The organism is Lacinutrix gracilariae, from assembly GCF_042684485.1.
GTDB classification, from domain to species: domain Bacteria; phylum Bacteroidota; class Bacteroidia; order Flavobacteriales; family Flavobacteriaceae; genus Oceanihabitans; species Oceanihabitans gracilariae.
The window spans coordinates 174,027-187,176 of record NZ_JBHULM010000007.1 but is presented as its reverse complement, the minus strand read 5'-3'; the positions used below and the strand labels follow the sequence as shown (position 1 = coordinate 187,176).

Below are 13,150 nucleotides of genomic sequence, written 5' to 3'. Positions count from 1 at the left end.
AAAAGTTTTAAAAAAAGACTGCTATACCTGCAAACGGAAACTGTAAACTAAACAAAATGGACTTACAAGACCAACTTAAAAATTTGTTTCCAGATCATGTAAATGAAACACCTGAAGAGGAAACCTCTACAGAAAAAGGAATCTGGTTACAAGAAGAACCTATTCTCTGTAAATACGAAAAACGCAAAGGAAAACCCATTACTATTTTAGATGGTTATACTGGAGCTACAGAAGATTTTAAAGCTTTAGCAAAAGAACTAAAAACCAAACTTAGTGTTGGCGGAAGTTTTAAAGATGATAAAATTATCATTCAAGGAGATTATAGAGATAAAATCATGCAAATGCTGAAAGAAAAAGGCTTTAACGTAAAACGAGTTGGTGGTTAATATGGAAAAAAAAATACTTCATATTACCAATGGTAGCAGTTTAACAAATTATTTAAACGATTTAAACTATAAAGGAGATTTTTTAACATGGCATGAAATGCTATGCGAAGGTCCTGCCAACAGACTTATCAATACAGATGCGTTTATTAAAGTAAGAAAAGACTTTTTAAACGAGTTTTATAATATCGAAGTTAATATAGAGGAATATAAAAAAGAACTGCAAAAGCTAGATGCTATTGATACGTATTCTGAAATTGTTTTATGGTTTGAATATGACTTGTTTTGTCATTTAAACATGATGGCTGTAATTAGTCTTTTAAATGAAAGAAAAATTAAACTGCCAATATCTCTAGTATGTAGTGGTAGAATAGCACACGAAGAAAACCTAAAAGGACTAAGTGAGCTTACACCAGAACAACTAGATACCCACTATAAAAGCAGAATACCATTAACCAAAAAAGATATAGATATTGCTGTTAATATATGGCAAATTTACTGTGGTAAAGACCATAATTTATTAAAGAAATATATTACTAAAAAATCTTCTTTTGAATATTTAGGTTGTTGTTTAAAAGCACATTTAGAGCGTTTTCCTGATGCTAAAAACGGATTAGGTGCACTAGAGCAAAATATTTTAACCTTAATAGATACCTATGAGGTAAAATCAAAACACCACTTGCTAGGATATGCTTTAAACTATCAAGGCTATTATGGTTTTGGCGATATACAATTACTACGCATTATAGATAAACTTGCTATATTTTATAATGAAGAAAAAGATAGCATTACGTTAAACAGAAAAGGACATGAAGTATTGTTAAATCATCATAATTATGCTTCAGAAATAAATGATAATATGATTTATGGAAACGTAAACCGTTTAGATTTTCAGTTTAACAAACAAGAAAATAAACTTATAAAAACAATATTGCATGGCGATTAAAGAATCTGAACTTATATTAAATCCTGACGGAAGCGTATATCACTTAAACTTAAAACCAGAAAATATTGCTAAAGATATTATTTTTGTTGGTGATCAAGATCGTGTAGAAAAAATAACCAAACACTTTGATAGTATTGAGTTTTCTACACAAAAAAGAGAATTTAAAACACAAACGGGTTTCTATAAAGGAAAAAGACTAACAGTTTTATCTACAGGAATTGGTCCTGATAATATTGATATAGTAATTAATGAATTAGACGCTTTAGTAAATATAGATTTACAAACAAGAAAGCAAAAAGAAACCCTTACTAGCTTAAATATAGTACGTGTTGGTACTTCTGGTTCGCTGCATAAAGATATTCCTGTTGACGCTTTTGTTATGAGTAGTCATGGATTAGATTTAAATGGTATGCTTCATTTTTATCAAATAGACGCTGTTTCTAACCCAGAAATTGAAGATGCCTTTATAGCATATACAAATTGGAGTAAAAACAAAGCAAGACCTATTGTTATTAGTAATAGCAAAAAACTAGAAACCTTACTAGATGGTGAAAATGTACACAAAGGCATTACTGCTACTGCAGGAGGTTTTTACGGACCACAAGGACGTGTTTTACGTTTAGCTCTAGAAGATGCTACCTTAAATAGTAAAATGGATTCCTTTCACTTTAACGAATTTAGAATTACAAATCTAGAAATGGAAACTTCTGCAATCTACGGTTTATCTAAGCTACTAGGACATCACGCACTCTCAATGAATGCAATTATAGCTAACAGAGCAACAGGAAATTTTAGTAAAGACCCAAAAGCTGTTGTTAACAATTTAATAGAATACACCTTAAACAAATTGGTAGAATAATATTTGCCCTGTTTGAGCTTACAATATAATAACATTACCCGCTTTCGCGGAAAAATATGAAGAAAGTAAACATTGGTGGTGTACCAGAGCATTTTAATCTTGCTTGGTATTTAACACTTAAAAATGGCGAGTATAAAGACGAAGGAATAAACCTACGTTGGAAAGATTACTTTGGTGGTACAGGAGAAATGTGTAAAGCACTTCGAGAAGGCGAAATAGATTTAGCAGTAATACTTACCGAAGGTATTGTTAAAGATATTATAGCAGGTAACCCAAGTACTATTGTACAAACCTTTGTTGCTTCTCCTTTAATTTGGGGCATCCATGTTGCAAATAACTCTAAATATAAAAGCACAGAAGACTTAAAAGGAACAAAAGCTGCAATTAGCAGATTTGGTTCTGGCTCGCATTTAATGGCTTATGTCAATGCACAAAACAACAATTGGAATTTAAACGAAGACCTAAACTTTGAAGTAATTAAAAATCTAGATGGTGCTGTAGAGGGATTAACCAATGAACAAGCAGATTATTTTATGTGGGAAAAATTCACCACGAAACCCTTAGTAGATGATGGTACTTTTAGACGCATAGATAATTGCCCTTCTCCTTGGCCATGCTTTGTTATTGCTGTAAGAACAGAGTTTCTTGAAAACAATAAGGAAGATGTAAAAACCATTTTAAATATTATTAACGAAACTACAAAAGAGTTTAAAGACATACCATGTATTGATACTACTATTGCTAATAGATATGATCAAAAAATTGAAGATGTAGAAGAATGGTTAAAAATAACCGAGTGGTCACAAGAAGTAATAGATAAAAAAACAATTGCTAACGTACAAGACACATTATTTGATTTAGATATAATTCCTGAAAAATGGGATTACAATAAGTTAGTAACCAAATTATAAGCTTAGAAACAGTAAGAAAGCATCGATTAAACCGTAAATAACTGCATTTTAGCCACTTAATTTGTGAAATTTGTTAAATTTTACTTAAATTTAATAAACCAATACAAATATTTGTATAGTAAAACCTACAAATTCTAAAACAGAGTGCTTATGCTATTAATCATTACATTTACTCTCTTTTCTTTAGTTGCAATCAACTTTATACTTTTAGCATTTAGTTGTAATAAAACGAGTAAAAGTTCAAAAAAACCAAACCAAACCAAAAGAGTCATTAACGTAAGGTCTACCAAACCAGAGGCTGAAAACCATCTTGCTCCAACAGGAAGTTAGTTTCACTAAAGTGTTTATTACCAAACCAATATCCTCTATTAGCACTTAATGGAGATGGATGTCCTGTACTTAAAATATGATGTTTTTTGGGGTCAATTAATTTGGCTTTCTTTTTAGCATATCCTCCCCAAAGTAAAAAAACCACGTTTTCTTTTCTATCACTTATTAATTTAATTACAGCATCTGTAAAGGTTTCCCATCCTTTTTTTTGATGACTTCCCGCTTGGTGCGCACGTACTGTTAAAGTAGCATTTAACAATAAAACCCCTTGCCTAGCCCAAGATTCTAAATTTCCGCTTTCAGGAAGACTTTTGTTTACATCGTCTTTTAATTCTTTAAAAATATTTTTTAACGAAGGCGGAAACGCAATACCATCATTAACACTAAAACACAATCCGTTAGCTTGGTTGCAATCATGATAAGGATCTTGACCTATAATTACCACTTTTACATCTTCAAAAGCACATAAATTAAAGGCATTAAAAATAAGTTCCTTTTCCGGAAAACATGTATGCGCTTCATATTCAGCTTCCACAAAAGCTAACAACTCTGCAAAATAAGGCTTATTAAATTCTTCGTTTAAATGTTTTTTCCAACTAGTATCTATATTAATCTGCATTTCTTCTATTCCATATTTAAGAAAGTCTAAAATAATACTATCTTTAAACTTGATAAAATTTTCAGTACGTAATTATAATATGAAAAAAATTAAATTCCCTTCTGCTCAAACTATTTTACTTATTATAGCAGGATTGGTTACTTTATTAACGTGGATTGTTCCTGCTGGTAAATACCAAACATTAGCATACAACAAAGCAGACAACACCTTTTCCAGAATAGGTATAGACAAAACCGAAACAATAGCTGCAACCCAAGAAAACTTAGAAACACTACACATAAAAATTCCGTTAGAAAAATTTACAAACGGAGACATTTATAAACCCATAAACATACCTAATACCTATCAAGAACTAGAAGCACAACCACAAGGTGTTTTAGAGTTTATAAAATCTCCTGTTAAAGGTATTATAGAAGCTGCAGATATTATTTTTCTGGTGCTAATTATAGGTGGTTTAATTGGCATTATTAATAGCACAGGAGCTTTTGATGCAGGAATAAGTTGGCTTGCAAATGCACTAAAAGGTCGTGAGTTTATACTTATTATTTTGGTAACTACCCTTGTGGCTGCAGGAGGAACTACCTTTGGGTTTGCAGAAGAAACCATTGCCTTCTTCCCTATTTTAATTCCTGTTTTTTTAGCTGCAAAATATGATGCTATGGTTGGTATTGCTTGTATATTTCTAGGAAGCTCTATTGGTACCATGTGCTCTACCATAAACCCTTTTAGTACCATTATTGCTAGTGATTCTGCAGGAATAAGCTGGACTACAGGTCTTGCAGGAAGACTTTTTATGCTAATTGCCTGTTTAACCATTGCTTTAATTTACATTATACGCTATGGTAAACGCGTACAAAAAGATCCTACAAAATCTATTGTGTATGACCAACAAAAAGAAATAGCAGCACTATTTACACAAGAAAACACTAAAACAGTAAGCTTTACAACGCGTTTACGTTTATCTTTATTGGTATTTGCACTATGTTTTATTGTTATGATTTATGGTGTAGTTGCTCTAGAATGGTGGTTTGTAGAAATGACTGCTACCTTTTTGGTAGGTGCTATTCTTATTGGTTTTATAGCAAAAATTAAAGAAACCGATTTTATAGATACCTTTGTAAAAGGAGCAGGAGATTTACTAGGTGTTGCGTTAATTATTGGTATTGCTCGTGGTGTAACCGTTATCATGGCAGATGGCTTAATTAGTGATACCCTTTTACATTATTCAAGTTCTTTAACCCAAGACATGAACAAAGGTATATTTGCTAGTGCCATGACAGCAGTTTACGCAGGACTTTCCTTTTTTATACCAAGTAGCTCTGGTATGGCTGTACTAACCATGCCAATCATGTCTCCTTTAGCAGATAGCGTTGGTGTTGGTAGAGAAATTGTAGTAAATGCTTACCAATACGGAATGGGACTTTTCTATTTTGTAAATCCAACAGGACTCATTTTAGCATCCTTAGCAGTAGTAAAAGTAGGCTTCAACAAATGGTTAAAATTCGTGATGCCTCTATTTATCATGCTTATTGTTTTTACCTTAATAGTAATGACAGTTTCTAGTTATATATAAATAACGCTTTCGCGGAATAGATGCTGTTAGCATAAAACAAGTGTATACTTAGTGTATTTAGTACTAGCTAGAGTAATTTTTTATGCATCCTTCCATAGGATTAAGAAGCTATAACGACATAAACAGACATAAAAAAGCAGCAACTAAGGTTGCTGCTTTTTCGCTTTTAAAATTAGTATAATATTAAGCATATTCCTTTCTACTAATTAAAATAGTTACACTACTTTTGACGCTTAAAAAATGATAGAATTACTATTTTTAATAAAGTTAGCGGTAGCCATTACATTTGTAATTGGACTGTCTTTTCTTGCTGAAAATGTAAGTCCTAAGGTGGCAGGAATCCTATCTGGATATCCTACAGGTTCTGCTATTACTTTATTTTTCTTTGGTTTAGAGGTAAGTCCAGAATACGCAGCAAAAAGTGCTGTTTTTAATATGATTGGTTTAACTGCTGCTTTAACCTTTGTTTACGTATACTATCTAGCATCTAAGTACTTTAAAAAGTATACTATTCTTTGGTCTTCTGTAACTGCTATACTTGCCTATTTTTTAGTAGTTGCTGTTTTAAATCAAATAGAATTACCTAAATATATTGCCATATTTATTCCTATTAGCTTTTCGTTTTTAAGTATTTACCTTTTTAAAAACATTCCAAATATTGGTATACAAACCAAAGCAAAAGTTAATTTTAAAATTCTCTTTGTGCGCGCCTTTTTTGCAGCTTTAATTATTTTATTAATTACCACAGTACCTAAATTTGTTGGTCCTAGTTTGGCAGGACTTTTTTCTGCTTTTCCAACTACCTTATTTCCGTTAATGATTATCATTCACTTTACCTATTCTAAAGAGCATGTGCACACCATTATTAAAAATGTGCCTATAGGTATGTTTTCTTTAATCATTTATTCCTTAACCATATCTATTGTGTATCCATTGTATGGTATTTATCTAGGTACGCTAATTTCTTTTGGCACAGCAACCTTATACCTATTGGTATATAGTAAAATAAAAAGGTATTTAGATAACAGGTCGCATTTAAAATAATACTACGTATTGTAAATCAATACGTTAAATAGTAAATTAGCTGTAATAAAATTACAACTAGAGTTATTTTACTAATGGATAACAGAATTTTAATTGTTAAATAAAACATTGTGTATCCTTAAAACCTTAAATATGAAAATAGTTAAAAAGTCTATCTTAAAATATTTTCTTGAACTTTTAATTGTTGCTTTTGGAGTCTTTTTAGGAATAGAAGTAAGTGAATACAAGTCGGATAAAAAAATGAAAGAAAATATAAATGAATCCTTGAAATTAATAACAAAAGAATTACAATCAAATGCTTTGAGATTGGAAAAATCTATTCTTTATCATCAAAAAATAAAAGTAGGATTTGATAGTATTAGAAAAAATGTTTCTAAAGAAAACGCATATTTACCGTACTTTTCTAATTCCGTATTTAGACATAATTCTATTCCAAGTTGGAATGGTCTTGGAATTCCTGGTATTGAAGACATCGCTTTTGAAAGTGCAAAAATTAGTGGTATTTTTCAAGAGTTAGATATTGAAAAAACAAAACTAATATCGAATGCTTATAAAAAATTAGATGCAAATACAGAATTAGGTAGAAGCTTAACTACTAAATTTATAGGAATAGATTCAACTACCAAAATTTTAGATATTATCGGGATTTTAGAACTGTTAACCAATGATGTGTTATTGACAGAAAAGTATTTAAAAAAAGAGTTAGATGAAACTATAGAGAAACTAAAAAAAGCTATTAATACTGCTTCTAGTTCATAGCAAACATTACTATTTTAAACTAAGCTTCCTTACTCCAAAAACTCCAACATCTTTGTATTTACTACTTCGGCTTGATCTATAGACAAAAAGTGTCCAGCATTTTCTATAACTTCTCCTTTTCCTTGAGGAAGCATATTAGCAATTTCTATGGTTCGTTTTTCATTAATCATATCATCATCACCAATTAAAACCAAAACAGGCATTTGTAACGATTTTAATTCGTCGTTAGAAAACGGTTTCATACTAGACATAAACTTGTTTACCGAATCTTTTTCTGTAGCTATATAATATTGCTCTAAATAGGCAGCATTAATATTACTAACATTACTAGACATGCTTTCCAGGCTTTGTGCAATGCGTTTTTCTTTTGAAGAAACTAACGAAACTATATTTTTAAGCAAATCTGTACTAGGTTTAATCCATGTAAAGGTTTGTGCTGGACTAAGTAATATCAAACTTTCTATTTTTTTCTGATTACGTAAAGTAAGATGTACAGCCAGCCAACCACCACGAGAGGCACCAATTACATGAAAACGGTCTAAATCAAGAACAAACAAAACCTCTTGATACCAATCTATAACATTGTCTACACTCGCTATATCATTGTACAAATACGATTTTCCTGGCTCTAAAATAAAATCTATAGCATATACGCGATGGCTTTTGGTAAGCGCTTCAATATTAGGATACCACATGGTAGAACTAGCATTCATACCATGTAATAAAACTAAAGGTTCGCCATCTTCAGGACCACTAACGATTACGTGTGCAATACCATAGGTTGTTGGTATATACAGTTCTTTAAAAGAAACATGCCATTGTTGCAAAGTGGTATCATAAGCTTCAAAATACAACTTGTCGGTACCACGAGCATTGCTAATATAATCTGGTACTTTTGTATACTTTTCATGTTTATTAGAACAATTAAAAAGTAAAACTGCAAAAACAAGGAATAAAAAAGCTCTCATTTAGTTACATATTAGTTACTACAAATCTAAGTATAATTACAAGTAACATTAGCTAGTTAGTGTGATATTTTAAAACATTATACCTAACTTTGTTTTTCTTAAAAAAGCATTTATTAAATCAAAAGGAAGATTCCCGCTTTGGTGGGAAAGGTTATGATTCATATTCACGAAAAAACATTACAAGATTTAGAGTTTTCAACCGTTTTACAACAAGTAAGCGAACTTTGTATTACGCCTTTAGGAAACGCAAAAGCATTAGAAATAACACCTTATAAAACCAAAGAAGAATTACTTTTAGCTTTACAACTTGTAAATGAATATTTAGCTTCGTTTTATAATGATAACAGAATACCAAATCATGGTTTTGATACCATTAGCAAAGAACTAAAACTTTTAAAAATTGAAAATACTTTTTTAGAAATTCACAGTCTAAAAAAAATAGTAGCCATTTCACTAACCTGTAATGAAATTGTAACCTTTCTTAAAAAGTTTAAAGAGTACTATCCTAAACTTAATGATTTTGCTTTTTATATAGAAGTTACCAAAGAAATTATTGAAAAGGTAGATGCTAATGTAGATCGTTTTGGTGATATTAAAGATGATGCTTCTGCGCTTCTTTTTGAAATAAGACAAAGCATAAACAACCTTAAAGGTAAAATTAATGCCAGTTTTACTTCGGCTTTAAACACGTATCACCAATTAGAGTATTTAGATGATATTCGTGAATCTGTAGTAGAAAACAAACGTGTTCTTGCTGTAAAAGCCATGTACAGACGTAAGGTTAAAGGTGCCATCATGGGAAGCAGTAAAACAGGAAGTATTGTTTATATTGAACCTGAAGCTACTTTAAGACACACTAGAGAACTAAATAATTTAGAGTTTGAAGAAGCCGAAGAAATTGTAAGAATCCTTAAAGAGATTACTAATTTTGTCAGACCCTTTTTACCTCTTTTAGAAAAATATCAAGATTTTTTAATTGCCATAGATGTTATTTCTGCTAAAGCAAAATACGCAAAGTCTATGAATGCTATTCTTCCTGAAATAAATGAAGACAGAAGAATGTTTTTGCGTGATGCTTACCATCCTTTATTGTATTTAAACAATCTTAAAAAGAAAGAAAAAACTTTTCCGCAGACCATAGAATTAAAACAAGACAGCAGGATCATTGTTATTTCAGGACCTAATGCTGGAGGAAAAAGTATTACTCTAAAAACCGTAGGTTTATTACAAGTTATGCTACAAAGTGGTATGCTAATTCCTGTACATGAACGTAGTAATATTTGTTTGTTTGATAGAGTTTTAAGTGATATTGGTGATAATCAATCTATAGAAAACCACTTAAGTACCTATAGTTACCGATTAAAGCAGATGAATTATTTTTTAAGAAAATGTAATAAAAATACGCTTTTCTTAATTGATGAATTTGGTACAGGATCAGATCCAGAACTTGGTGGTGCCTTGGCCGAAACTTTTTTAGAAGAGTTTTACCATAGAGAAGCTTTTGGTATAATAACCACGCACTACTCTAACTTAAAACTTTTGGCAAATGAAATGCCATACATGCAAAATGCAAACATGCTTTTTGATGAAAAAAGTTTAGAACCTATTTACAAACTAGTAATTGGTAATGCAGGAAGCTCGTTTACTTTTGAAGTGGCACAAAAAAACGGAATACCTTATAGCTTAATTAACAGGTCTAAAAAGAAAATTGAACGTGGTAAAGTACGTTTTGATGCTACTATTGCTAAGCTTCAAAAAGAAAGAAGTAAACTTGAAAAAACAGGACAATCTTTAAAGCAAAACGAAAAGAAAAAAATTGCGGAAGCAGATAGATTAGAAGAAATTAATGCGAAGATTCAAAAAAAGCTAGAAAGCTATCAAGAATTGTATGATAGCAACCAGCGTTTAATTTATTTAGGACAAAAAGTAAATGATTTAGCCGAAAAATTCTTCGATAATAAACAAAAGAAAGCTTTAATGTCTGAATTATTTAAACTGGTTCAGATTGAAAATTCTAAACGCAAAAAAGTTTCTGCTAAACAGAAAAAAGCAATCAAAGCGAAAGAAACTAAAGTAAAAAAAGAAGCCGAAAAGAAGGTAGAAGTTATACGTAAAAAGAAAAAAGAGGCGAAGAAAAAAGCCATTGTACCAGAAAAACCAAAACCTATTTTAAAAGTTGGTGATCGTGTACGTATGCAAGATGGTCGTGCTGTTGGTAGTATTGATACTATTGAAAAAAATAAAGCCGTTGTTAATTATGGTATTTTTACGACTAATGTAAATATAGATATGCTTGAACTTGTTGAAGCTGTTAAAAAGTAGCAATTATTAAAAACCAATACAAAACCGTTCTACTTTTGTGAAAAATATGATGAACCAATTACCAAAACATAAAAAACTTATTTTATTTGATGGTGTTTGCAATCTATGCAATAGCACTGTACAATATGTTATAAAACACGATAAAAAAGATAGGTTTCGTTTTGCGCCTTTACAAAGTGAAATTGGTAAAAGCATTATAAAAAAGTACAATATAGATCCTGTAAAAACAGATTCTTTACTACTCTTCTCCAACCCAAATGGTTTGCAAGTAAAATCTACTGCTGCCTTACATATAGCAAAACATTTAGGTTTTCCTAATAATATAATGGCTGTGTTTTTGTTGGTGCCTACCTTTATACGTAATGGCGTGTATGATTATATTGCTAAAAACAGATATAGATGGTATGGTAAAAAAGAAGCTTGTATGATACCAACTCCTGAACTAAAAGCTAAGTTTTTAGATTAAGCTTTCTATTCTTCGATTCTGGTATAAGGAATCTCTGAAATAGCGCTTAAAACCAACTGTCCTTCTGCATTAAAATAATAAGGAGTTTCAATCACTTCATGAATTAGTAATTGCAATTGATTATTAGCAGAAATCCACTCTAAAGAAGTAGCATTAGAAATTGCTGTATCATCTATATTGGTTTCTGAAGAGATTTGTATTCCAGAATTATCAGCGTTAAAAACAAACTTGTTTTCAAAACTAGAAGTAGAATCGATACGTTGCCATACACCAACTAAGGCATTGGTAGTATTTTCAGTATCATCTGCATCAGAACTACAAGAAAATAATGTAGATAGTACAGTAAAAAGTAATATTAGGCTAGATTTGAAGGGCTTTTGCATGTTAATTTGTTTAAAGTAGGTAGGTTGTTATTAACAAATAGTATTGATTTTTTTGGTTTTAAAGATTAAATCTTTTCTTCCAGAAAGTGTGTTTTCAATAATATACTTGTAAGATTTTTTTCTTGCTATAGTATTTTCGTCAAAAAGAACAGGTATTTCAATCTCATTTTCTAAAGCAATAGAAGTAATTTCTGTAGGTGTAGAAATTGCTTGTAAAGTAGTATCTATTTCTAAATCTTGAGCAGATACTGAAAAGATTGAAAAAACAAATAAAGATAAAAAAGGTACTAATTTCATGTGACTAAATATTATTAACACTACAAAGATATACGTAGTATAAAAGGCACTAAAATTAAATCGGTATACAACCGTAAAACTAGATAAGTAATAATTAGGTGTAAAAAAATCCGTTAAACTACACGCTTATTTCAAGTTATCTAAAATATACTCAATGGTTTTGTTGCTATTCTTGTTTTGTAAGTAAGAATCTGTAATGTGTTTTGCAGGAACAGAAAGTCCTTTATCATGAAGAGACGCAATAGAATTTAAATACGATAAAGATATTTTTCCGGTAAGTAAAAGCTTTAAATCTTTACCTTGTTTGTAATAATTGTACACTTTTTTCAATCCTGATAAATACAAGTAATCTTTAGTAAAACCTCCTCCTCTATGCGCTCTTAACGTAATATAAAAAGCAGTTTCTCTATCTAAATCATATTGGTTGTGCAGCTCTCTAAAGGTTCTTGAAAACGAATATCCTTTTGCTAAACCATCTACAGCAATTACACGATAGGCTAATTCTTTTAATCTGTTAACAGTAAGATTATTGCTCATGTACTCTGAAAAAACAGCCAAGCCTTCTTGTGTTTCTTCGTAATTAGGAAAACCATGAGAAAAAATCTTTAAAGGATGTAACATACCATTAATAGCTGTAACCATATGTACACCAATTTCATGATTGGTTAATACTTCTATTTCATTTTCAGAAAAAACGTGATTTTTATTAATCACTAAGGTTTGAATATTATTTAAAACCATAGCAATAGCACTCATTTTATCCGATAGCTTTATATGATAACTAAAGTCATAACGTGTAGAATATTCGCGAAATTTTTCTTGAGTTTCTTCTGTCCTGTACTTCGGAAGAAATTGTTCGTCATGAGCATCTTCTCCTTTGAAATGAAGAATAAACTTAGCATTTTCTACGTCTGCTTCGGTTGGTGTTCCAAAAGAATGTAAAGAATTGTAATAGAACTTTTTTCCTTCGCCAATAGTTTCAATACATGCAATAAGTCCAGAATAAGCGTAAATAATATCTTCATATAATTGTCTAATTTCTAGATCTTCAATTTGCTCAATAGGTTGTGCAAACAATTCACGATGTAGTTTAAAACGATCAAAATTTATTGAAGGATAGGTAAACACAGGATCTGTTAAATATTTACTAGAAAAGAATTTCTCTTTTTCGGTTTCAATATTTGTAGGATTTACATAGCTTAAAAGTTCAATCTTCTTGACAAGTTCGTCTATTCGATTGTCTATTTTTAGTAAGGCCTTTGTGCTTGAATTTACTGCATTCATATAAAA

Annotated in this window: 14 protein-coding genes; 9 read left to right on the top strand and 5 right to left on the bottom strand. The window is 30.6% G+C overall.

Annotated elements, in window-relative coordinates:
- Positions 1 to 56: 56 nt before the first annotated feature.
- From ACFSSB_RS03750 to ACFSSB_RS03735, 4 genes are read left to right on the top strand one after another with little or no spacing between them, the layout of a single operon-like run.
- Entirely contained in the window at positions 57 to 386 is a 330-nt protein-coding gene (locus tag ACFSSB_RS03750; RefSeq protein ID WP_379901112.1) for a translation initiation factor, read from the top strand.
- A 1-nt stretch (position 387) separates the two neighbouring features.
- Positions 388 to 1,329, top strand: a complete 942-nt coding sequence (locus ACFSSB_RS03745; protein WP_379901110.1) for a DUF1835 domain-containing protein — start codon at positions 388 to 390, stop codon at positions 1,327 to 1,329.
- Positions 1,319 to 2,188, top strand: coding sequence for a nucleoside phosphorylase (locus ACFSSB_RS03740; protein WP_379901108.1), 870 nt, complete (start codon positions 1,319 to 1,321; stop codon positions 2,186 to 2,188). The genes ACFSSB_RS03745 and ACFSSB_RS03740 overlap by 11 nt, the downstream gene beginning before the upstream one ends.
- Positions 2,189 to 2,244: 56 nt before the next feature.
- The gene (locus ACFSSB_RS03735) at positions 2,245 to 3,099 is read left to right on the top strand and encodes a substrate-binding domain-containing protein (RefSeq protein ID WP_379901106.1); all 855 of its coding nucleotides are present in this window, start codon (positions 2,245 to 2,247) and stop codon (positions 3,097 to 3,099) included.
- 283 nt (positions 3,100 to 3,382) lie between these two features.
- Here ACFSSB_RS03735 and ACFSSB_RS03730 read toward each other — a convergent pair whose 3' ends face one another.
- On the bottom strand, positions 3,383 to 4,048 hold the full coding sequence (locus ACFSSB_RS03730) for a uracil-DNA glycosylase (protein WP_379901104.1): 666 nt from the start codon (positions 4,046 to 4,048) through the stop codon (positions 3,383 to 3,385).
- Positions 4,049 to 4,127: 79 nt separating this feature from the next.
- On the opposite strand from ACFSSB_RS03730, the gene ACFSSB_RS03725 reads away from it, so the two are divergent.
- The 3 genes from ACFSSB_RS03725 to ACFSSB_RS03715 all read left to right on the top strand — a co-directional run bounded on the left by ACFSSB_RS03725 (position 4,128) and on the right by ACFSSB_RS03715 (position 7,424).
- Positions 4,128 to 5,621 (top strand): YfcC family protein, encoded by a 1,494-nt coding sequence (locus ACFSSB_RS03725; protein WP_379901102.1) that lies wholly within the window; start codon positions 4,128 to 4,130, stop codon positions 5,619 to 5,621.
- Positions 5,622 to 5,861: 240 nt separating this feature from the next.
- A complete protein-coding gene (locus tag ACFSSB_RS03720; protein WP_379901100.1) occupies positions 5,862 to 6,665 on the top strand; it encodes a hypothetical protein in 804 nt (267 codons plus the stop codon).
- Between the two features lie 132 nt (positions 6,666 to 6,797).
- Positions 6,798 to 7,424: a hypothetical protein gene (locus ACFSSB_RS03715; protein ID WP_379901098.1), complete on the top strand. Its 627-nt coding sequence runs from the start codon at positions 6,798 to 6,800 to the stop codon at positions 7,422 to 7,424.
- A gap of 29 nt (positions 7,425 to 7,453) precedes the next feature.
- Here ACFSSB_RS03715 and ACFSSB_RS03710 read toward each other — a convergent pair whose 3' ends face one another.
- Positions 7,454 to 8,392 carry an alpha/beta fold hydrolase gene (locus tag ACFSSB_RS03710; protein ID WP_379901096.1) on the bottom strand — a complete coding sequence of 313 codons (939 nt, stop codon included), beginning with the start codon at positions 8,390 to 8,392 and terminating at the stop codon, positions 7,454 to 7,456.
- A gap of 153 nt (positions 8,393 to 8,545) precedes the next feature.
- On the opposite strand from ACFSSB_RS03710, the gene ACFSSB_RS03705 reads away from it, so the two are divergent.
- Both ACFSSB_RS03705 and ACFSSB_RS03700 read left to right on the top strand, forming a co-directional pair.
- On the top strand, positions 8,546 to 10,714 hold the full coding sequence (locus ACFSSB_RS03705; protein WP_379901094.1) for an endonuclease MutS2: 2,169 nt from the start codon (positions 8,546 to 8,548) through the stop codon (positions 10,712 to 10,714).
- 46 nt (positions 10,715 to 10,760) lie between these two features.
- Positions 10,761 to 11,180, top strand: a complete 420-nt coding sequence (locus ACFSSB_RS03700) for a thiol-disulfide oxidoreductase DCC family protein (protein ID WP_379901092.1) — start codon at positions 10,761 to 10,763, stop codon at positions 11,178 to 11,180.
- A 5-nt stretch (positions 11,181 to 11,185) separates the two neighbouring features.
- Here the strand turns inward: ACFSSB_RS03700 and ACFSSB_RS03695 are convergent, their stop codons facing one another.
- From ACFSSB_RS03695 to ACFSSB_RS03685, 3 genes are all read right to left on the bottom strand, one after another.
- Complete coding sequence (locus ACFSSB_RS03695; protein ID WP_379901090.1) at positions 11,186 to 11,563, bottom strand: hypothetical protein; 378 nt, start codon at positions 11,561 to 11,563, stop codon at positions 11,186 to 11,188.
- Positions 11,564 to 11,593: 30 nt separating this feature from the next.
- A complete protein-coding gene (locus tag ACFSSB_RS03690; RefSeq protein WP_379901088.1) occupies positions 11,594 to 11,860 on the bottom strand; it encodes a hypothetical protein in 267 nt (88 codons plus the stop codon).
- 126 nt (positions 11,861 to 11,986) lie between these two features.
- Positions 11,987 to 13,144 carry a flavohemoglobin expression-modulating QEGLA motif protein gene (locus tag ACFSSB_RS03685; RefSeq protein ID WP_379901086.1) on the bottom strand — a complete coding sequence of 386 codons (1,158 nt, stop codon included), beginning with the start codon at positions 13,142 to 13,144 and terminating at the stop codon, positions 11,987 to 11,989.
- Positions 13,145 to 13,150 lie beyond the last annotated feature (6 nt).

Coding starts and splice junctions, on each gene's coding strand:
- ACFSSB_RS03710 (WP_379901096.1), bottom strand. CDS start 8,392: ATGAGAGCTTTTTTATTCCTTGTTTTTGCAGTTTTACTTTTTAATTGT.
- ACFSSB_RS03685 (WP_379901086.1), bottom strand. CDS start 13,144: ATGAATGCAGTAAATTCAAGCACAAAGGCCTTACTAAAAATAGACAAT.
- ACFSSB_RS03740 (WP_379901108.1), top strand. CDS start 1,319: ATGGCGATTAAAGAATCTGAACTTATATTAAATCCTGACGGAAGCGTA.
- ACFSSB_RS03745 (WP_379901110.1), top strand. CDS start 388: ATGGAAAAAAAAATACTTCATATTACCAATGGTAGCAGTTTAACAAAT.
- ACFSSB_RS03750 (WP_379901112.1), top strand. CDS start 57: ATGGACTTACAAGACCAACTTAAAAATTTGTTTCCAGATCATGTAAAT.
- ACFSSB_RS03690 (WP_379901088.1), bottom strand. CDS start 11,860: ATGAAATTAGTACCTTTTTTATCTTTATTTGTTTTTTCAATCTTTTCA.
- ACFSSB_RS03730 (WP_379901104.1), bottom strand. CDS start 4,048: ATGCAGATTAATATAGATACTAGTTGGAAAAAACATTTAAACGAAGAA.
- ACFSSB_RS03700 (WP_379901092.1), top strand. CDS start 10,761: ATGATGAACCAATTACCAAAACATAAAAAACTTATTTTATTTGATGGT.
- ACFSSB_RS03705 (WP_379901094.1), top strand. CDS start 8,546: ATGATTCATATTCACGAAAAAACATTACAAGATTTAGAGTTTTCAACC.
- ACFSSB_RS03695 (WP_379901090.1), bottom strand. CDS start 11,563: ATGCAAAAGCCCTTCAAATCTAGCCTAATATTACTTTTTACTGTACTA.
- ACFSSB_RS03735 (WP_379901106.1), top strand. CDS start 2,245: ATGAAGAAAGTAAACATTGGTGGTGTACCAGAGCATTTTAATCTTGCT.
- ACFSSB_RS03725 (WP_379901102.1), top strand. CDS start 4,128: ATGAAAAAAATTAAATTCCCTTCTGCTCAAACTATTTTACTTATTATA.
- ACFSSB_RS03715 (WP_379901098.1), top strand. CDS start 6,798: ATGAAAATAGTTAAAAAGTCTATCTTAAAATATTTTCTTGAACTTTTA.
- ACFSSB_RS03720 (WP_379901100.1), top strand. CDS start 5,862: ATGATAGAATTACTATTTTTAATAAAGTTAGCGGTAGCCATTACATTT.